14 protein-coding genes and 1 tRNA gene are annotated in these 20123 nt (G+C 67.8%); 10 read left to right on the top strand and 5 right to left on the bottom strand.

From position 1 onward, the window contains the following. Positions 1–76: 76 nt before the first annotated feature. On the bottom strand, positions 77–541 hold the full coding sequence (locus tag BCEP18194_RS17410; RefSeq protein WP_011352588.1) for a rhodanese-like domain-containing protein: 465 nt from the start codon (positions 539–541) through the stop codon (positions 77–79). A 405-nt stretch (positions 542–946) separates the two neighbouring features. On the opposite strand from BCEP18194_RS17410, the gene glnA reads away from it, so the two are divergent. From glnA to BCEP18194_RS17390, 4 genes are all read left to right on the top strand, one after another. Continuing rightward, positions 947–2362, top strand: coding sequence for a type I glutamate--ammonia ligase (gene glnA, locus BCEP18194_RS17405; protein ID WP_011352587.1), 1416 nt, complete (start codon positions 947–949; stop codon positions 2360–2362). Between the two features lie 160 nt (positions 2363–2522). Continuing rightward, positions 2523–3665 carry a nitrogen regulation protein NR(II) gene (gene glnL, locus BCEP18194_RS17400; protein WP_011352586.1) on the top strand — a complete coding sequence of 381 codons (1143 nt, stop codon included), beginning with the start codon at positions 2523–2525 and terminating at the stop codon, positions 3663–3665. 46 nt (positions 3666–3711) lie between these two features. Further along, entirely contained in the window at positions 3712–5232 is a 1521-nt protein-coding gene (gene ntrC, locus BCEP18194_RS17395) for a nitrogen regulation protein NR(I) (protein ID WP_011352585.1), read from the top strand. An 89-nt stretch (positions 5233–5321) separates the two neighbouring features. After that, positions 5322–7436 (top strand): prolyl oligopeptidase family serine peptidase, encoded by a 2115-nt coding sequence (locus tag BCEP18194_RS17390; protein WP_011352584.1) that lies wholly within the window; start codon positions 5322–5324, stop codon positions 7434–7436. 23 nt (positions 7437–7459) lie between these two features. On the opposite strand, the gene xth is transcribed toward BCEP18194_RS17390, so the two are convergent. Beyond that, positions 7460–8236: an exodeoxyribonuclease III gene (gene xth / locus BCEP18194_RS17385; RefSeq protein ID WP_011352583.1), complete on the bottom strand. Its 777-nt coding sequence runs from the start codon at positions 8234–8236 to the stop codon at positions 7460–7462. A 183-nt stretch (positions 8237–8419) separates the two neighbouring features. Here xth and BCEP18194_RS17380 point away from each other — a divergent pair. The 5 genes from BCEP18194_RS17380 to BCEP18194_RS17360 all read left to right on the top strand — a co-directional run bounded on the left by BCEP18194_RS17380 (position 8420) and on the right by BCEP18194_RS17360 (position 14559). Next, positions 8420–8496: transfer RNA gene (locus BCEP18194_RS17380), tRNA-Met, on the top strand. Positions 8497–8701: 205 nt separating this feature from the next. After that, the gene (locus tag BCEP18194_RS17375; RefSeq protein WP_011352582.1) at positions 8702–9220 is read left to right on the top strand and encodes a sigma-70 family RNA polymerase sigma factor; all 519 of its coding nucleotides are present in this window, start codon (positions 8702–8704) and stop codon (positions 9218–9220) included. Further along, complete coding sequence (locus BCEP18194_RS17370; protein WP_011352581.1) at positions 9217–10182, top strand: FecR domain-containing protein; 966 nt, start codon at positions 9217–9219, stop codon at positions 10180–10182. Before BCEP18194_RS17375 ends, BCEP18194_RS17370 begins: the two co-directional genes overlap by 4 nt. Positions 10183–10297: 115 nt before the next feature. Further along, a complete protein-coding gene (locus BCEP18194_RS17365) occupies positions 10298–12769 on the top strand; it encodes a TonB-dependent receptor (protein ID WP_011352580.1) in 2472 nt (823 codons plus the stop codon). Between the two features lie 8 nt (positions 12770–12777). Next, positions 12778–14559: an alpha/beta hydrolase-fold protein gene (locus tag BCEP18194_RS17360; RefSeq protein ID WP_011352579.1), complete on the top strand. Its 1782-nt coding sequence runs from the start codon at positions 12778–12780 to the stop codon at positions 14557–14559. Between the two features lie 163 nt (positions 14560–14722). Here BCEP18194_RS17360 and BCEP18194_RS17355 read toward each other — a convergent pair whose 3' ends face one another. Next, a complete protein-coding gene (locus BCEP18194_RS17355) occupies positions 14723–15415 on the bottom strand; it encodes an aspartate/glutamate racemase family protein (RefSeq protein ID WP_011352578.1) in 693 nt (230 codons plus the stop codon). A 137-nt stretch (positions 15416–15552) separates the two neighbouring features. On the opposite strand from BCEP18194_RS17355, the gene dinB reads away from it, so the two are divergent. Continuing rightward, positions 15553–16716 (top strand): DNA polymerase IV, encoded by a 1164-nt coding sequence (dinB, locus tag BCEP18194_RS17350; RefSeq protein WP_041492891.1) that lies wholly within the window; start codon positions 15553–15555, stop codon positions 16714–16716. 60 nt (positions 16717–16776) lie between these two features. On the opposite strand, the gene BCEP18194_RS17345 is transcribed toward dinB, so the two are convergent. Both BCEP18194_RS17345 and folD read right to left on the bottom strand, forming a co-directional pair. Beyond that, positions 16777–18864, bottom strand: coding sequence for a M3 family metallopeptidase (locus tag BCEP18194_RS17345; RefSeq protein WP_011352576.1), 2088 nt, complete (start codon positions 18862–18864; stop codon positions 16777–16779). 243 nt (positions 18865–19107) lie between these two features. Further along, positions 19108–19968 (bottom strand): bifunctional methylenetetrahydrofolate dehydrogenase/methenyltetrahydrofolate cyclohydrolase FolD, encoded by an 861-nt coding sequence (gene folD, locus BCEP18194_RS17340; RefSeq protein WP_011352575.1) that lies wholly within the window; start codon positions 19966–19968, stop codon positions 19108–19110. Positions 19969–20123: the final 155 nt, after the last annotated feature.

The raw sequence follows: 20123 nt of genomic DNA, 5'->3' as shown, positions 1-20123 counted from the left end.
CAACGCGGCCCGTCATCGGCATGTCATCGCCCGGCTCGACGATGGGGTTGTCGCAACCGGCGGGAGCGGCGTGCCGTCAGGCGCCGATCCACGGCAGTTTCCGGAAGCACCAGCCGTCGACCGTCTTGCGGTGGCCTTCGGCGTCCTTCGCGCCCTCGAAGCCTTCGAGCAGGTCGAACGCCTTCGTGTAGCCGGCCTGCGTGGAGGCGATCGCGGCGAGCTTCGAGCGCGCGGCGCTGCGGCACAGGAACAGGATCGGCGTATCGGCCGGGAGGGCCGCCTTCAGTTCGTTGACGAATTCGGCGTTCGGCACGCCGCCCGGGTAGCGCGTCCATTCGAGGTGCAGGTACTGGCCGTCGCCGACGAGCGGGCGGCCGATCCAGTCGAGTTCGGCGCGGGTGCGCACGTCGACGAGGCGCGCCGACGGATCGAGCTGCAGCAGTTCGAAGGCCTCGGCCGGCAGCAGCGCCCCGGCGTAGTTGAGCGCGGCTTGTGCGCGGCGTTCGTCGGCCTTCGCGTAAAGCTGGTCGAGCGTACTCATGGCAGGGAGTCTCCTATCGGTCAAACGAACATTCTAGCGCGGCGTCGCGGCACGGATGTCCGCGTGGAATACGGTGCGCGCACCCCACACGCATTCACCAAAAGAGTGCAGAATGGCGCGCATGCACCAAGATGATCCAGTGGGCGCGGCGCACTGCAACGATTGCACCAGCGCGGTGCCTTCGGTTGGCAGGCGGTGCGAAGCCGAGCCCCGGAATTGCGCAGCACAGCCCCGTCGCGACGAGCGCCGGCGCGATTCGCGCCAATCTTGCGCATAGGTGGCACGGAAGCTGCTTTATAGGATTCGGTCGAATCGGGGCGCGCTGCGCCAAAGCAAGACCCCGGTCAGCTCGATAAACGAGGCGGTTCCCAGTCCGCCGGAATTGTTCAATCAGGAGAAGAGGTTATGAGTAAAACCGTCGCCGACGTCATGCAGCTCGTGAAGGACGAGGACGTCAAGTTTGTCGATTTCCGCTTCACGGATACGCGCGGCAAGGAACAGCACGTGTCGGTGCCGGTTTCGGCGTTTGACGAAGACAAGTTCGAAAGCGGCCATGCATTCGACGGCTCGTCGATCGCCGGCTGGAAGGGCATCGAGGCGTCGGACATGCTGCTCATGCCGGACCCGAACGCCGCATTCGTCGACCCGTTCTATGAAGAGTCGACCCTGGTGCTGACCTGCGACGTGGTCGAGCCGGCAGACGGCAAGGGCTACGAGCGCGACCCGCGTTCGCTCGCGAAGCGCGCTGAAGCTTACCTGAAGAGCACGGGCATCGGCGACACCGCCTACTTCGGTCCGGAACCGGAATTCTTCATTTTCGACTCGGTCCAGTGGAGCACGGACATGTCGGGCTGCTTCGTGAAGATCAACTCGGAAGAAGCACCGTGGTCGTCGGCCAAGGAATTCGAAGGCGGCAACACGGGCCACCGTCCGGGCACGAAGGGCGGCTACTTCCCGGTCGCGCCGGTCGACACGTTCCAGGACATGCGTTCGGAAATGTGCCTGCTGCTCGAACAGCTCGGCATCCCGGTCGAAGTGCACCACCACGAAGTGGCGGGCCAGGGCCAGAACGAAATCGGCACGAAGTTCTCGACGCTGGTCGAGCGCGCCGACTGGACGCAATGGTCGAAGTACATCATCCACAACGTCGCGCACTCGTACGGCAAGACGGCGACGTTCATGCCGAAGCCGATCGTTGGCGACAACGGTTCGGGCATGCACGTTCACCAGTCGATCTGGAAGGACGGCCAGAACCTGTTCGCGGGTAACGGCTACGCCGGCCTGTCGGAAATGGCGCTGTTCTACATCGGCGGCATCATCAAGCACGCCCGCGCGCTGAACGCGATCACGAACCCGACGACGAACTCGTACAAGCGTCTGGTCCCGCACTTCGAAGCACCGGTCAAGCTCGCCTACTCGGCACGCAACCGTTCGGCATCGATCCGCATTCCGCACGTGTCGAACCCGAAGGGCCGCCGTATCGAAACGCGCTTCCCGGATCCGATGGCGAACCCGTACCTGTTGTTCTCGGCACTGATGATGGCGGGTCTGGACGGGATCCAGAACAAGATCCATCCGGGCGAAGCAGCGGACAAGAACCTGTACGACCTGCCGCCGGAAGAAGATGCAAAGATCCCGACCGTGTGCGCGGGCCTCGACCAGGCACTCGAAGCACTCGACAAGGATCGCGAGTTCCTGACGCGCGGCGGCGTGTTCACGGACGGCATGCTGGACGCGTACCTTGCGCTGAAGGAGCAGGAGCTGGCGAAGTTCCGCATGACGACGCACCCGATCGAGTTCGAGATGTACTACTCGCTCTAATCGGCGATGGCGCTTCGATTCAGCGCCGTCATGCCGGTTCGTTCCCGTCGCGCGGCTTGCGGCGGGAACGGCGGAGTCTGAAAGGGGCGGCGTCCAGCCGTCCCTTTTTTGTTCCGGTGATTTTCCTTTTCTGGCCCGTAAAGGCGCGACAAGCACGCAGATGGTTCTGAAGAATCTGATCAAGGCGAAAACGGGGCAGCCCGAGCGACTGACGGACGACGAGCGGCTCTCGCGCTCGGGCCTGCTGGCGGGGCTGGAAGCGTTGCCGACGGTCGTGATCGTGCTCGACCGCAAGACGCTGCGGATCGCGTTCGCGAACCCGTCAGCCGAGGCGATGCTCGACATTTCGCGCCGGCAGCTCGCGCAGCGGCCGTGGGGCGAGATTTTTCCGAATGCGAACGAGCTGGCATCGACGATCACCGCGATCGGCGAAGAACGCTTTCATGCGACGCACCTCGATACCGTGCTCGACCGGCCCGGCCGCGAACCGCTGCATGTGCACGCGATCGTCGGCTTTCTCGAGACCTCGCCCGATTTCGTGCTCGTCGAGCTGTTCGAGAACGAGCGGCAGTCGCGCACCGATCGCGAGGAGCGCATCCACGACCTGACCGCGGTCAACAAGCAGTTGATCCGCAACCTCGCGCACGAGATCAAGAACCCGCTCGGCGGCATTCGCGGCGCAGCCCAGCTGCTCGAATTCGAGCTCGGCGAGCGCGAGCGCGGCGAGTTGCGCGAATACACGCAGGTGATCATCAAGGAGTCCGACCGCCTGCAGACGCTCGTCGACCGGTTGCTGGAGCCGCACCGGCATCCGCACATCGTCGGCGACGTGAACATTCATGAAGTATGCGAACGCGTGCGTGCGGTGATGCTCGCGGAATTCCCGCGCGGGCTCTCGATCGAGCGCGACTACGACGTGAGCGTGCCGGACCTGCGCGGCGACAAGGAGCAACTGATCCAGGCGCTGCTCAACATCGTGCGCAACGCCGCGCAGGCGCTGCGCGAACGGATCGCGCAGGGCGACGCGAAGATCGAGCTGCGCACGCGCATCGCGCGCAAGGTGACGATCGCGAAGCGCCTGTACCGGCTGGCACTGGACTTGCACGTGATCGACAACGGGCCCGGCATTCCGGAGGAAATCCGCGACCGGATCTTCTACCCGCTCGTGTCCGGGCGCGACGACGGCAGCGGCCTCGGCCTGACGCTCGCGCAGACGTTCGTGCAGCAGCACGACGGGATGATCGAGGTCGAAAGCCGGCCCGGACGTACCGAATTTCAGATCCTGCTGCCGCTCGACCATTGAGCGGCGGCATGGCGATTCACCAGATTCACCAATATCTGACCGACCTATGAAGCCGATCTGGATAGTAGACGACGACCAATCGATCCGCTGGGTGCTCGAAAAGGCGCTCGCCCGGGACAGCTTCGCGACGAAGAGTTTCGCGAACGTGCGGGACGCGCTGGCCGCGCTCGACCACGAGACCCCGCAGGTGCTGGTATCCGACATCCGGATGCCGGGCGGCTCGGGCCTCGAGTTGCTGCAGGCGATGCACGAGCGCCTGCCGGGCCTGCCCGTCATCATCATGACGGCGTTCTCCGATCTCGACAGCGCCGTTGCGGCGTTCCAGGGCGGCGCGTTCGAATATCTCGCGAAGCCGTTCGACGTCGACAAGGCGGTCGAGCTGATCCGCCGTGCGGTCGAGGAAAGCCTGCGCGGCGGCGCGCCGCAGGACGAGCGCGTGGCCGAGGCGCCCGAGATGCTCGGCCAGGCCCCCGCGATGCAGGACATGTTTCGCGCGATCGGTCGCCTGTCGCACTCGGCCGCGACCGTGCTGATCACCGGTGAATCGGGCACCGGCAAGGAACTCGTCGCGCGTGCGCTGCACCGTCACAGCCCGCGTGCAAACGGGCCGTTCATCGCGCTGAACACCGCGGCGATTCCGAAGGACCTGCTCGAATCCGAGCTGTTCGGCCATGAGCGCGGCGCGTTCACCGGCGCGCAGACGACGCGGCAGGGCCGCTTCGAGCAGGCCGAGAACGGCACGCTGTTCCTCGACGAAATCGGCGACATGCCGTTCGACCTGCAGACGCGCCTGTTGCGCGTGCTGTCGGACGGACAGTTCTATCGGGTCGGCGGCCACAACCCGTTGCGCGCGAACGTGCGCGTGATCGCCGCTACCCACCAGAATCTCGAATCGCGCGTGCGGCAGGGGCTGTTCCGCGAGGACCTTTACCACCGGCTCAACGTGATCCGGCTGCGCCTGCCGCCGCTGCGCGAGCGCAGCGAGGACATCGCGCTGCTCACGCGCCACTTCCTGCAGAAGAGCGCGCGCGATCTCGGCGTCGAGCCGAAGCGCGTGTCCGACGAAGCGCTGGTGTACCTCACGTCGCTGGCGTTTCCCGGCAACGTGCGCCAGCTCGAGAACCTCGCGAACTGGCTGACCGTGATGGCGCCCGCGCAGACGGTCGAGATCAAGGACCTGCCGCCCGACCTCGTGCCGGCCGGTGCGCCGGTGGTTGCGACGAGCGACGGTGTGGACGCGCACGGCGGCAGTGGCGAGGCGGCAACGCTCGCGCAACCGGCGATTGGCGGCGCTCCACTGGCGTCCGCACCGGTCGCGGCGGCGCCGAACGGCAGCGCGCCGGCCGGCTATCCGCTGTGGGAGCACGGCCTGCGCACCGAGGTTGCACGGCTGTTGCGCGAGAACTCGGCCGACGTGATGGACGAACTCGCACGCCGCTTCGAGGCGGCCGTGATCCGCGAGGCGCTCGACTTCACGCGCGGCCGCAAGGTCGAGGCCGCGGAGCGGCTCGGCATCGGTCGCAACACGATCACGCGCAAGATCCAGGAACTCCATCTGGAGCCCTGAGCACGATTTGCGGCATGCGCGGGCATCGCGCATGCCGCAATCGGACATAATCGCGGTTTGCACGCTGTTTGCCATTCCGCCTATCCGCAATGTCCGATTCCTTCCGCTGGCCCGCTGGGGCCGACCCGTTCCGTTTCCTCGAATCGCTCGACAGCAAGCGCGCCCGCACCTGGGTCGACGAGCAGAATGCGCGCACGCGCGCCGCGCTGCGTGACGACGACGCGTATCGCGCGCTGACCGCGCGCCTCGCCAAAGCGTATCTGCCGCGCGAACGCCCGGTGATTCCGACCCGCTGGCGCGACTGGGCCTACGACCTGTGGCAGGACGATCTCCATCCGAAAGGGCTGTGGCGCCGCACGCGCTGGGACGACTGGCGCGCGGGAAACCCGGCGTGGGAAACGCTGCTCGACGTCGACGCGCTTGGTGCGGAGGAGGGCGAGTCGTGGGTGTTCGAGCAGGACTCGATCCTGTATCCGGACGGTGATCGGGCGCTGCTGTCGCTGTCGCCGGGCGGCGCCGACGCGGTCGTCGTGCGTGAATTCGATCTCGTCGAACGGCGTTTCGTCGACGGCGGCTTCACGATCGACGAGCCGGGGCATCACACGGTCGGCTGGATCGATCGCGATACCGTCTACGTGAGCTGGGATCGCGGCGAAGCGCATGCGACCGCGGCCGGCTATCCGTATGAAGCGCGGCGCTGGGTGCGCGGCACGGCGCTCGCCGATGCGCCCGTCGTGTTCAGCGGCGAACCCGACGACATCAGTGCGGGTGCGGGGTTCGATCCGATCGACAACCGTCACGTCGCGTGGCGCAGCGTCGATTTCTTCGACGCACATGCGTACCGGCTGACCGACACGGGCGAGTGGGCGCGCTACGACGTGCCGACCCATGTCGAGGTCGGGTTCTGGGAGGGCTGGCTCATGCTGGAGCCGCGCCTCGACTGGGATTGTGACGGCGTGCGCCATGCGGGCGGTTCGCTGCTCGCGATCCGCGAGCAGGCGTTTCTCGCCGGGTCGCGCGCACTCACGACGCTGTTCGTGCCGCAACCGACGACATCCGCGTGCACGTGGACGCACACGCGCACGACGCTGATCGCGAGCTGGCTCGACGACGTGCACAACCGCACGATGCTGTGGCAGCCGAGCCAGGCCGACGACGGTACGTGGACGTGGGATGCCCGGCCGTTCGAGTGGCCGGGGCCGGGCGACGCGCAGATCGACGTCGAGCCGGTCGAAGCGACGCTGAACGACGAGATTTACGTGGACGTCGACACCTATCTCGATCCGCCCGAATGCTGGCTGGCCGATCTTGCCGATCGCGCGGACGACGCGCCGTCGCGTCGCGTGCTGCTCGACCGGCCGCCGGTGCAGTTCGATGCGGCCGGGCTGGTCGTGCGTCGTGCGAGCGCGCGCTCGCAAGACGGCACGATCGTGCCGTACACGCTGATCGGGCCACGCGATGCACTCGACGTGGCCGACGGCGCCGCGCGCGTTGCGCGGCCGTGCCTGCTATCGGGCTATGGCGGTTTTGCGATTCCGAACCTGCCGGGCTACAGCGATGCGTTCGGTATCGGGTGGCTCGAGCGCGGCGGCGTGATGGCGTTCGCGCACATCCGCGGCGGCGGCGAGTTCGGGCCGCGCTGGCACGTCGATGCGCAGCGCGAACACCGCCAGCGTTCCTTCGACGATTTCATCGCGGTGGCCGAGGATCTGGCCGCGACCGGCGTGACGACCGCCGCGCAGCTCGGCATCGAGGGGGGCAGCAACGGCGGGTTGCTGGTCGCCGCGTGCATGGTGCAGCGGCCGGAGCTGTTCGGCGCGGTGCTCTGCCGCGTGCCGCTGCTCGACATGCGGCGTTATCCGAAGCTGCACGCGGGCGCCGCATGGCTCGACGAATACGGCGATCCGGACGATCCGCATGAAGGCGCGGCGCTGGCCGCGTACTCGCCGTATCACCGCGTGCGCGAAGGTGTCGCGTATCCGCCGCTGCTGCTGACGACGTCGACGCGCGACGACCGTGTGCATCCCGCGCATGCGCGCAAGATGGCCGCGCGCATGCATGCGCTCGGTCACGAACGGGTGTGGTACTGGGAGAACACCGACGGTGGCCACGGCAGCGCCGACGATCTGGAACGCGCGGAAGCCGATGCGGCCGAATTCGGGTTCCTGTGGGCCCATCTCGGGCCGGCGCCCGCGCGGCGCTGAACGCGCGCGGGCGGATCGAGCGATCAGCCGACGACCGCGACGACGGGCGTGTGGTCGGACGGCTGTTCCCACGTGCGCGGCGTGCGATCGACTTCGCACGACGTGCACGTCTCGGCGAGCGCCGGCGACAGCAGCACGTGGTCGATGCGCAGCCCCGCGTTGCGGCGGAACGCCATCATCCGGTAGTCCCACCACGTGAAGGTCTTCTCCGGCTGTTCGAAGCGGCGGAACGCATCGACGAAGCCGAGCTCGATCAGCTGCGCGAAGTGGGCGCGCTCCTGCGGCGACACGAGGTTCTGGCCTTCCCATTTCGCCGGGTCGTGCACGTCGCGGTCTTCCGGTGCGATGTTGTAGTCGCCGAGCAGCGCGAGCTTCGGGTAGCGCTGCAGCTCGGTGCGCAGCCATGCCTGCAGCGCGTCGAGCCATTGCATCTTGTAGACGAACTTGTCGGAGTCGGGCGCCTGGCCGTTCGGGAAATACGCGGACACGATGCGCACGCCGTCGACCGTCGCGGCGACCACGCGCTGCTGCGGATCGTCGAAACCGGGGATGTTGCGCACGACATCCGATTCGTCGACGGACAGCGTGTCGCGCGCGAGGATCGCGACGCCGTTGTAGGTCTTCTGGCCCGTGAACCAGCTGCGGTAGCCGGCGGCTTCAAGCTCGGCGCGCGGAAATTTCTCGTCCGGCAGCTTCAGTTCCTGCAGGCACAGCACGTCGGTTCCGCTTTGCGCGAGCCAGTCGAGCACATGCTGCTTGCGGACGTTGAGCGAGTTGACGTTCCAGGTGGCGATTTTCATGAACGGGAGTGTGCGTGCGGGGTGAATGCGAAGGCCGCCATCTTACCGCGAGCACGCGGCGCGAACGCGCGCTTCGTGCGGGGCGGGGGAGGCGCCGCGCGCAGCGGTTTCGATGAACCGAGAAGAAATTGTGACAAAAGTATTGACGTGAGTACTCCCTCACCCTATAATTTATTTCTCTGACGCGGGGTGGAGCAGTCTGGCAGCTCGTCGGGCTCATAACCCGAAGGTCGTAGGTTCAAATCCTACCCCCGCAACCAAGCACACCAGACGATGTGCAGCGCAAGTGACCGATGCGCGCTTCGTCGACAGGAACCCGGCCCCGTGCCGGGTTTTTTGTTTTCCGGCCCCGGAAACGCGTCGCCGGCCGGATTCCCGCTTGCCAGTCCCGCCTCCTGTCTCATAAAATTAATGAGAATCATTATCATTAATGGGGCGCTGCGCGACCACGCGGCGTCGGGGAACATGGGCGTCATCGACAGTCATGCGCAGCGGGGTTTCCGTGCGCTCTACAACGATCATCACGGCTGGCTGCGCGGCTGGCTGCGCAAGAAGCTCGGCAATGCGTGCGACGCGGCCGATCTCGCCCACGACACCTATCTGCGCGTGCTCGCATCCGGCACGACGCCTCAACCCGACGATTCGCGCCGCTACCTGACCCAGATCGCGAACGGACTCGTGATCGATCTCTATCGGCGGCGGCATATCGAGTCGGCCTATCTCGACACGGTTCGATACCTGCCCGAGGCCGAAGCGCCTTCTCCCGAAACACGCGCGCTCGTGATCGAGGCGCTGTGCGAAATCGACGCGATGCTCGACCGCCTGCCCGCCAACGCACGCACGGCGCTGCTGCTGTGCAAGCTAGACGGCCTGACCTATCGCGAGATCGCCGCGCAGCTCGGCGTGTCGGTGTCGTCGGTCGAGAAGTACGTCGCGTCCGCGCTGCGCGCGTGCTATGCGGCGCTCTACGGGAGCGCATCGTGAGCGGGCGGCAGGGCGATGCATTGCCCGAGGCCGTCGTCGAGCAGGCGATCGGCTGGCTTGCCCGTCTGTGGTCGGGCGACGCGACCGACGACAATCGGCGCCGCTGCGCGGCCTGGCGTGCCGAGCATCCCGAACATGAGCGCGCATGGCAGCGGCTTGCCGGCATCGACGCGAAACTCGGCAGCGTGCCGGCCGATACGGCGCGCGGTGTCCTGCTTGCCCAGCCGGCCCGGCCCGCACGCCGGCGCGCGATGCGCGCGCTCGGCTGGGCGATCACGCTCGGCGGCGCGAGCTACGGCGTGCGCAGTACGCGTCTGTGGCAATCGGCGACATCCGACTATGCGAGCGGGGTGGGCGAAGTGCGCGATGTCACGCTCGCGGACGGCACGCGCGTATGGCTCGACACGGAGAGTGCGATCGACGTGCGTTTCGACGCGCGCGAGCGACGCATCGTGCTCGTGCGTGGCGCGGTTCATGTCGAGACCGCGCACGACACGGCGGGGCGGCCGCTGCGCGTCGAGATGCGGCAGGGGATGGCGCGTGCGCTCGGCACGCGCTTCACGGCCTCGGACGAGGGGATGCGCGCACGCGTCGACGTGTTCGACGGCGCGGTCGAGATCCGGCCGGCCCGCGCAGCCGATCGCTTGCTGCGGCTCGAGGCCGGCGAAGCCGTGCGGTTCGATGCGGACGGCTTCGCGCCGCGTGAGCCGGCAGATGTCCGTGCGAGCGCATGGACGCAGGGCCGGCTGATCGCCGAACGCATGCGCGTCGATGCATGGTGCGCCGAGCTCGCACGCTACCGGCCGGGCGTCCTGCGCTGCGATCCGGCGCTTGCGCGGCTGTCGGTGTCGGGCGTGTTCTCGCTGACCGACACCGATCGCGCACTCGCCAGCCTGCGTACCGCGTTGCCGGTCGACGTCGTCTACCGCACGCGCTACTGGGTCACGGTCGTCCCGCGCTGAACGTCGGCGCAGGGTCATCAGTAAAAAAATTCACGGGACGATTGAGGGTTTCGGCGGTTCGTTCGGAATACACGATGCACCTTCGCAATATTCCGAACCCAAAGGATTCTTCATCATGGCGTTCCGCCGGTTTTCCCCGTCTGCAGCCTCCCGTCCCGCCAACCGGCCCGTACGCCGCCGCGCCGCGTCGCGCGCGTTCGAACCGGCGCTTGCCGCCGCGTTGGCGCTTGCGATGCCGATCGGCGCGCAAGCGCAGCCCGACGATCCGCCGTCGCGCGTCGACACCGACGAGCGGCGCGCGTATGCGATTCCGGCCGGCGCGCTCGACGTCGTGCTGAATCGCTACGCGGTGGCGGCAGGCGTCGAACTGGCGAGCGACGCAGCACTCACGCAGCATCTCGCGAGCGACGGGTTGAACGCTCGCGTGGGCGTCGCGGAAGGTTTCGCACGCCTGCTCGCGCCGCACGGGCTCGAGGCTGTGCGCACCGGCGGCGGTTACCTCGTGCGGCGCCGCGCGTCGGCCGTGCCGGCCGCGGCGGGCGCCGGCGCGACGTTGCCGACGATCGTCGTGAATGCGCGTGCGGGGGCGTTGCCCGAGGCGTACACTGGCGGTCAGGTCGCGCGCGGGGGCCGGCTCGGCATGCTCGGCAACGCCGACTTCATGGATGCGCCGTTCAACATCACGAGCTATACCTCGGCGCTGATCGAGAACCAGCAGGCCGGTACCGTCGCCGACGTGCTGGAGAACGATCCGTCGGTGCGTTTCACGACGTCGACCGGCCACATCGTCGAGAACTACACGATCCGCGGCTTCAACGTGATCGCCGACGATCTCGCGTTCAACGGGATGTACGGGCTCGCGCCATACGGTCACTCGCCCACCGAATTCATCGAGCGCATCGAAGTGCTGAAAGGGCCGAACGCGTTGCTGAACGGCATCTCGCCGAGCGGCGGCGTCGGCGGTGCGATCAACCTCGTCCCGAAGCGGGCGGGCGATACGCCGCTCGCGCGGCTCACCACCGACTACATCTCGGACGGCCAGTTCGGCGTGCACGCCGATCTCGGCCGGCGCTTCGGCGACAGAAACCAGGTCGGCATCCGCGTGAACGGCGCGTATCGCGACGGCCGCACGACGATGGACGGGCAGAACAAGAAGCGCGAGTTCGCGTCGCTCGCGTTCGACGTGAAAGGCGAGCGTGCGCGTTTTTCGCTCGATGCCTATACGGACACCGAACGTTTCGACAACGGCAGCCCGTGGATGGCATCGTTCGCGAGCCAGGTCGTGAGCCCGCCGTCGCCCGGCACGAACCTGCTGCGCGGCGCATGGGGCAAGCTCGACAACCAGGCCGTCGTCGCGCGCGGCGAACTCGACCTGACCGACCGGATTACCGCGTACGCGGGGATCGGCGGCCTCAGCTATCGCTACGCGGGTTTCATCAACGGGACGCGGGCCGGCGCGATCCAGCCGAACGGCAACTATCGCGCGGTGACGTACAACCAGAACGGCTATACCGACACGACGTCGATCGAGGCCGGCGCCCGCGCCCGGTTTCGTACGGGGCCCGTCAGCCATCAGGTGTCGCTCGGCGTGACGTCGCTGCAGATCGAGGCCGGCACGATCAACCGGACGAGCGCGACGTTCGCGTCGAACATCTACGCGCCGATCGATCCGCCGCTCGCGCCGTCGCCGGGCCCGGCGCCGAAGACGTCGGAGTCCGCGCTGACGAGCGTCGCGCTGGCCGATACGCTGTCGCTCGCACGCGATCGCGTGCAGCTCACGGTCGGGTTGCGCAGCCAGCGCGTCCATGCGAAGACCTATGCGGCCGCGACGGGACTGAAGACCGCGGACTACAACGAAACCGCGCTGACGCCGGCGTTCGCGCTCGTCGTCAGACCGTTCGGGCCGGACGTGTCGCTGTATGCGAACTATGTCGAAGGGCTGACCCAGGGCGACACCGTGTCTGATGTCACGGCGAAGAACTATGGCCAGATGTTTGCGCCGTACAAGAGCAAGCAGGTCGAGGTCGGCGCGAAATGGGAGACCGACACCTTCGCGAACACGCTGTCGCTGTTCCAGATCACGAAGCCGAGCATGCTGAAGGACCCCGCGACCAACCTGTACAGCGCCGATGGCGAGCAGCGCAACCGCGGCGTCGAATGGAACGTGTTCGGCCAGGTGGTGCCGCGGCTGCGCGTGCTGGGCGGCGTCGCGTACACGCAGGCGCTGCTGACGCACACGGCCGGCGGTGCCTATGACGGCAACACGGCGTACGGCGTGCCGAAATGGACGGCGAACCTCGGCCTCGAATGGGATGCGCCGTGGGTGCGCGGGCTGACGCTGTCCGGCCGCGCGGTGGCGACGAGCGCGCAGTTCGTCAACTCGACGAACACACAGCGCATTCCCGGCTGGACCCGCTTCGATCTCGGCGCGCGCTACGCAACGCAGGTCGCCGGCAAGGCGGTCGTGCTGCGCGGCGCCGTCGAGAACGTCGCGAACCGCACGTTCTGGGCCGGCACCTTCAACGACGGCTACGTCACGCAGAATGCGCCGCGCACCTTCAAGGTGTCGGCCACCATCGACTTCTGAGGCGCACGATGATGACTCTCCGGAACTGGGCGATGCGCATGGCGTGTACGTGGCGTGTCGGTGTGGCGCTGGCGGCGATCGGCATGTCGACCGCGCACGCGGAAGGCACGTTCGCGACGGGCGAGGTGGTGACGGGCAATGTCGCGCGCGAGCAGACGGCGCACGCGCTGGCGCTCGATGCCGGTACGTTCGTCCAGGGGCGCCTCGACGGCGCGGCGGCGAATGTCGATCTCGTGACGAGCGACGGGCACCCCCTGCGGCGACTCGTGACGGCCGATGGCCAGTCGCGCGATTTCATGTTCGTCGCGCCGGCGGACGGTGGCTATGTGTTGCAGGTGTCGGCGCCCGAGGCCGGCGCACTGTCGGCTGACGGACGGCGAGCGTACCGGCTCGCGATCGTAAGTCGCGTACCGCGCGCGCAGCAGCACGCACCGGTGCCCGGCATCGCGAGCCCGCGCATCGCGACGCTCGCTGTCGAACTTGCGGCGGGCGGGTCGACCGACGCGTTCTGGCGCGAGGTGGCGGCAAGCGGCACGCCGCTCGTCGAACCGGTGCCCGCGCAGCCGGCGCGCAGCGACGCAACGATCGCGCGCGGCCTGAACCCGCCCGACGAAGCGATGCGGCTCGTCACGTTCCTGTGGCGCGGTGCGCGCGACAACGTGCGGCTGCTCGGCAGCCCGTCGGGCGAGCACGACACGCTGCGGCACCTGCCGGGCAGCGACGTCTGGTACCGCAGCTACGTGGTGCCGGCCACGACGCGCATCAGCTACCTGCTCGCGCCCGACGTACCCGAACTGGATCTCGACGACGGTGCGCGGCGCCGCGCGATTCTCGCGACCGCGCAGCGTGATCCGCTCAATCCGCACGCGTTCATGAATCCGGCGCCCGATCCGTTCCAGGGCAAGTCGGTGCTCGAGTTGCGCGACGCGCCGCCGCAGCCGTGGATCGCCCCGCGCGCGAACGTGCCGGCCGGCTCGCTGGCCGCATACCGGTTCGCCAGCACCGTGCTCGGCAATACCCGCGACGTGTACCTGTATCGACCGGCCGGCTACCGTGCGGACGATCCGGCGCGCGCGCTCGTCGTGGTGTTCGACGCACACGCGTACGTCGACACGGTGCCGACGCCGACGATCCTCGACAACCTGATCGCGGAAGGGCGCGTGCCGCGCACCGCTGCACTCATCGTCGGCAATCCGGACGGCGCGACGCGCGGCCGGGAACTGCCGCCGAATCCCGCGTTCGCGCGCTTTCTCGCGGAAGAACTGATGCCGTGGGCGCGTCGCGAGGGCGTGAGCGCGCCGGCGGCGCGCACCGTGATCGCGGGGTCGAGCTACGGCGGGCTCGCGTCGGCCTACGCGGCGCTGCGTCACCCGGAGCTGTTCGGCAACGTGCTGAGCCAGTCGGGTTCGTTCTGGTGGGCACCCGCGCAGGGCGATGCACGCACGCGTGCCGCCGGATGGCTGACGCGCGAATATGCGTCGCGCGAGCGGTTGCCCGTGCGCTTCTATCTGGAGAGCGGCCGTTTCGAGGACGGCAAGGGGCCGGGCGGCATCGGCACGACGAGCCGCCACATGCGCGACGTGCTGCAGGCGAAAGGCTATGCGGTGCGCTATGCGTCGACGGCGAGCGGCCACGACTACCTGCATTGGCGCGGGTCGCTCGCGTGCGGGCTGGTCGCGTTGATCGGCACGCCGGGACAGGGGGAGCGAGCGCCATTCGCTGCCGCGTGCCCGTTCGAGCGGCCAGTCGAACCGAGCGACGGGTCAGGCGCGACGGCCGAAGCATCCTGACTGGCCGGCGAATGCGAGGCGAACCGATTCAGCGGTGTCGTTGTACATCCATGCTGGCGCCTGCCTCGCTACTTCCCGCTCCTGAGGCCGTTCGGTCGAGGCGAGCGGCCCATTGTGCCGGGACGCGTTCGCGTCATCGGCCGCATCGCAGCGGCGGGCCCGGTCAGCGTGCCGCCCACTCGACCGCCGCCTTCGCGTGCAACGCGGTCGTGTCGAACACCGGCAGCGGCGAGTCGTCCGCGCCGATCAGCAGCGTGATTTCCGTACAGCCGAGGATCACGGCCTGCGCGCCGCGCCGGGCCAGTTCCTCGATGATCGTCACGTACGTCGCGCGCGATTCCGGCGAGATGATGCCGTGGCACAGCTCGTCGTAGATGATCCGGTGCACGTCGTCGCGCCCGCGTTCGTCCGGCACGAGCACCTCCATCCCGAACTTGCCGCGCAGCCGCTCCGCGTAGAACGGCAACTCCATCGTGTAGCGCGTGCCGAGCAGCGCGACGCGCTCGACGCCCGCATCGCGCAGCGCACTGCCTGTCGGATCGGCGATGTGCAGGAACGGCAGCGTCACCGCGGCTTCGATCGCATCGCACACGCGATGCATCGTATTGGTGGTCAGCACGACGAGATCGGCACCGGCCGCTTCGAGCTGTCGCGCGGCGCCGGCCATCCGTTCGCCGAGCGCGGCCCAGTCGTGCGTGCGCTGCAGCGCCTCGATCTCGGCGAAATCGACCGTCACCAGCACGCTCTTCGCGTTGTGGTGCCCGCCGTGCAACGCCTTCGAATGGCGATTGATCATCCGGTAGTACTCGGCGGACGATTCCCAGCTCATCCCGCCGATCAATCCGATCGTCTTCATCCGTCACCTGTGCGTTTCGTGTATTGCGGCAGACGAGTATAGGCGCCGCTCTCCGCGCCCGGCCGGTACGATCCGCGCAAAGCGGGCCAGTACGGCGCCGCCGGGCCCGGCCGCACGCGACAGTTGAAACCGGCACTGTGTTTTTGTACAGTATCGGCACCGTGAACCCGACCATCATTCCGCCTGCCGATCCGCACGTGCCGCTGCCGGGCGACGCGCTGCCGCGCATGCGCAAGATCATTCACTGCGACTGCGACTGCTTCTACGCGTCGGTCGAGATGCGCGACGACCCGTCGCTGCGCAACCGGCCGCTCGCGGTCGGCGGCCGGCCCGACCAGCGTGGCGTGATCGCGACCTGTAATTACGAGGCGCGGCGCTACGGCGTGCATTCGGCGATGTCGTCGGCGCTGGCGATGCGCAAGTGCCCGGATCTGCTGATCCTGCCGACCGCAATGGACAAATACCGCGCGGCGTCGCGGCAGATCATGGCGATCTATCGCGACTACACGCCCGACGTCGAGCCGTTGTCGCTCGACGAGGCGTACCTCGACGTCAGCGGGTCGGAGCGGTGCCAGGGCAGTGCGACGCTGATTGCGCGCGAGATCCGTCAGCGCGTGTTCGACACGGTCGGCGTGACCGTGTCGGCCGGTGTCGCGCCGAACAAGTTCATCGCGAAGATCGCGTCCGACTGGAACAAGCCCGACGGGCTGTTCGTCGTGCGGCCGCACGAGATCGACGCGTTCGTCGCGGCGCTGCCGGTGCGCAAGCTGCACGGCGTCGGCAAGGTAACGGCCACGCGGCTCGACCGGCTCGGCATCCAGACCTGCGCGCAGTTGCGCGACTGGCCGCTGATCGACCTGCACCGCGAATTCGGCGCGTTCGGGAAGCGGCTGTACGAACTGTCGCGCGGGATCGACGAGCGGCGCGTGCAGGCCGACCAGGGGCGCAAGTCGGTCAGCGTCGAGACGACCTACGTGACCGACCTGACGACGCTCGAGCAGTGCGCGGAGGAAATCCGCCGCCTCGTCGTGCAACTCGACGCGCGGATCGAACGGGCGGGCGCCGCGCGCTCGATCCGCAAGCTGTACGTGAAGATCCGCTTCGCCGATTTCCAGCGCACGACGGTCGAGTGCGTGGCCGATGCGACGAATGCGGACACGGCCGTCACGCTGCTCGCGAAGGGGCTGCAACGGCGTGCGCAGGCGGTGCGGCTGCTCGGCGTCGGCGTGCGCATCGACGAGGATACGGCCGAGCGCCACGGGCAGTTCTCGCTATTCGACGACGCATCGCCCGCGCCATGAAAAAAGGCACCGCCGAAGCGGTGCCTTTGCTTGCATGCAGCCGGAAGGGCCGGGCGGCACTCAGTGCGCGGGCGTGGCCATCCCGTTGTGGCGCAGCAGCGCATCGATCTGCGGCTCGCGGCCGCGGAACGCCTTGAACGAATCCATCGCCGGGCGGCTGCCGCCGACCTCGAGGATTTCACGGCGATAGCGCGTGCCGGTCGCCGCATCGAGCACGCTGCCGCTCGCGGCAGCCGCTTCCTCGAACGCCGCGTACGCGTCGGCCGACAGCACTTCGGCCCACTTGTAGCTGTAGTAGCCGGCCGCGTAGCCTCCCGCGAAGATGTGGCTGAACGTGTTCGGCCAGCGCGAGAACGCGGCTTGCGGGATCACGTGATAGCGTTCGTTGATCTCGCGCGCGAACGCGGTCACGCCGGTGGCGCCCGCCGGGTCGAAGTCGACGTGCAGCAGCATGTCGAACATCGAGAACACGATCTGGCGCAGCGTGCCGAGCCCGCTCTGGAAGTTCTTCGCCGCGATCATCTTGTCGAACAGCTCGCGCGGCAGCGTGGCGCCCGTGTCGACGTGCGACGACATCGACGACAGCACGTCCCATTCCCAGCAGAAGTTTTCCATGAACTGCGACGGCAGTTCGACGGCATCCCATTCGACGCCGTTGATGCCCGACACGCCGAGCTCGTCGACACGCGTGAGCATGTGGTGCAGCCCGTGGCCGAACTCATGGAACAGCGTGATGACTTCGTCGTGCGTGAAGCACGCGGGCTTGCCGCCGACCGGTGCCGAGAAATTGCAGGTGAGATAGGCGACCGGCGTCTGCACGCTGCTGCCGCGCTTCGCGCGCGAACGCGCGTCGTCCATCCATGCGCCGCCGCGCTTGCCTTCGCGCGCGTACAGGTCGAGATAGAACTGCGCGACGAGCGAGCCGTCGCGGTTCTCGACGCGGAAGAAACGCACGTCCTTGTGCCACACCGGCGCGTCGTCCGGCTTGATCTGCACGCCGAACAGCGTCTCGGTGACGGTGAACAGGCCCTTCAGCGCGGCCGGCTCCGGGAAGTACTGCTTGACCTCGTTTTCCGAGAACGCATAGCGCTGCTGGCGCAGCTTTTCGGCTGCGAATGCGACGTCCCACGGCGCGAGTTCGGCGAGGCCGAGTTCCTTCGCGGCGAACGTGCGCAGCTCGTCCCAGTCCTTGTCCGCGTGCGGGCGCGCACGCGTTGCGAGATCCTCGAGGAACGCGATGACCTGCTGCGGCGATTCGGCCATCTTCGGCGCGAGCGATACTTCGGCGAAGTTGCGGAAGCCGAGCATCAGCGCTTCTTCGCGGCGCAGCTTCAGTGCATCGGCGACGATCGCCGTGTTGTCCCATTCGGCCTTGCCGTCGCCGTACTGCGGCCCGAGTTCCGACGCGCGCGTCGCATAGGCGCGGTAGAGCGTCTCGCGCAGTGCGCGGTTGTCCGCGTATTGCAGCACCGGGAAGTACGACGGGAAGTGCAGCGTGAATTTCCAGCCTTCCTTGGCATCCTTTTGCGCGGCTTCGCGCGCGGCCTCGATCGCGTCGCCGGGTAGGCCGGCCAGGTCGGCTTCGTCCTGAACGAAATACGCGTACGCGTTGGTCGCGTCGAGCACGTGGTCGGAAAAGGCCTTCGACAGTGCGGCCTGCTGTTCCTGCAGTTCGGCGAAGCGCGGCTTCTGGTCCTCGGGCAACTCGGCGCCCGACAGGCGGAAATCGCGCAGCGCGTTGTCGAGGATCTTCTTGCGTTCGGTGGACAGCGTCGCGTATTCGGCGCTTGCGGCGATCGCCTTGTACTTCTCGTACAGCGCGAGGTTCTGGCCGACGCTCGACCAGAATTCGGTTACGCGCGGCAGGTTCTCGCCATAGGCGGCCCGCAGCTCGGGCGTATCGGCGACCGCGTTCAGGTGGCCGACGATGCCCCAGGCGCGACCGAGCGGCTCCGTTGCGTGCTCGACCGTCTCGACGACTTCTGCCCAGGTTGCCGGCGTCGCGGCCGCGCTTGCCGTGTCGACCGCATGGTTGGCGGCTTCGAGCAGCGTGTCGAGCGCGGGCGTCACGTGTTCCGGACGGATCTCGCCGAAGCGGGGCAGGCCCGAGAAATCGAGAAGCGGGTTGGTGTTGGCGCTGGCGGACATAAGACTCCCTGTCTGTTGCCGGATGAACCGGAGTGAAAAGGGTAAGGCGCGCAAGGCAACGCGGCGCCCGATATCGACATTATTGGGGCGCATCGCGCGCTTTCCAATCGTTAGTTTCTAACGATGCGATTGACGCGGGGTCGAATGCGGGGGGAAGGCGTTTGACGGCGCGGCCGACGCGGTGCGGTGTGGCCGGCGAGGCGCCGGCGCGCGGAATCGCACGCCGGCTGAATGGGCTGGCGCTCAGGCGGCCGCGTCGGCGGCGCGCTCGGCGGCTTCGATCGTGTTGATCAGCAGCATCGTGATGGTCATCGGGCCGACACCGCCCGGCACCGGCGTGATGTGGCTGGCGACTTCCTTCACACCCGCGAAGTCGACGTCGCCGCACAGCTTGCCGGCGTCGTCGCGGTTCATGCCGACGTCGATCACCGTCGCGCCGGGCTTCACCATGTCGGCGGTCAGGATGTTGCGCTTGCCGACCGCGGCGACCACGATGTCGGCCTGCCGCGTGTGCGCGGCGAGGTCACGCGTCTTGCTGTGGCAGATCGTCACGGTCGCGCCGGCGTCGAGCAGCATCATCGCCATCGGCTTGCCGACGATGTTCGAGCGACCGATCACGACCGCGTTCGCACCCTGCAGCGGAATGTCATGTGCCTCGAACATCTTCATCACGCCATACGGCGTGCACGGGCGGAACAGCGGCTTGCCGGTCATCAGCGCGCCGGCGTTCGCGATGTGGAAGCCGTCGACGTCCTTCTCCGGCGCGATCGCCTCGATCACCTTGTGGCTGTCGATATGCTTGGGCAGCGGGAGCTGGACGAGGATGCCGTGGATCTTCGGATCGCGGTTCAGCTCGTCGATGCGCGCGAGCAGGTCGGCCTCCGACAGCGTGTCCGGGTACGCGTCCTTCAGCGAGAAGAAGCCGTTGTCCTCGCACGCCTTGATCTTGTTGCGCACGTAGACTTCGCTCGCCGGGTTGGCGCCGACGAGGATCACCGCGAGACCGGGCTGGTGGCCGCGTGCGGTCAGGGCGGCGGCGCGTTCGGCGGCCTGTGCGCGCAGGGTCTTCGAAAGGGCGTTGCCGTCGATGAGGAGGGCTGTCATGGTGGTGGTCCTGCCGGGAAGTTGGAATGCGGTCGTGCGGCGCCCGAAGCGTCGCAGCAAAGCACGCGATTATACCGTTCGCCTGCTGCCGCCCGACAGCGAATAAGCAGGAAGCGTCATGGCCGCGGCGCTTGCGCGCCGGGAGAAAGGCCGCC

Source organism: Burkholderia lata, assembly GCF_000012945.1.
GTDB lineage: Bacteria > Pseudomonadota > Gammaproteobacteria > Burkholderiales > Burkholderiaceae > Burkholderia > Burkholderia lata.
Note: the sequence above shows the minus strand (reverse complement) of the source record. Positions and strands in the feature narration are given on the sequence as shown.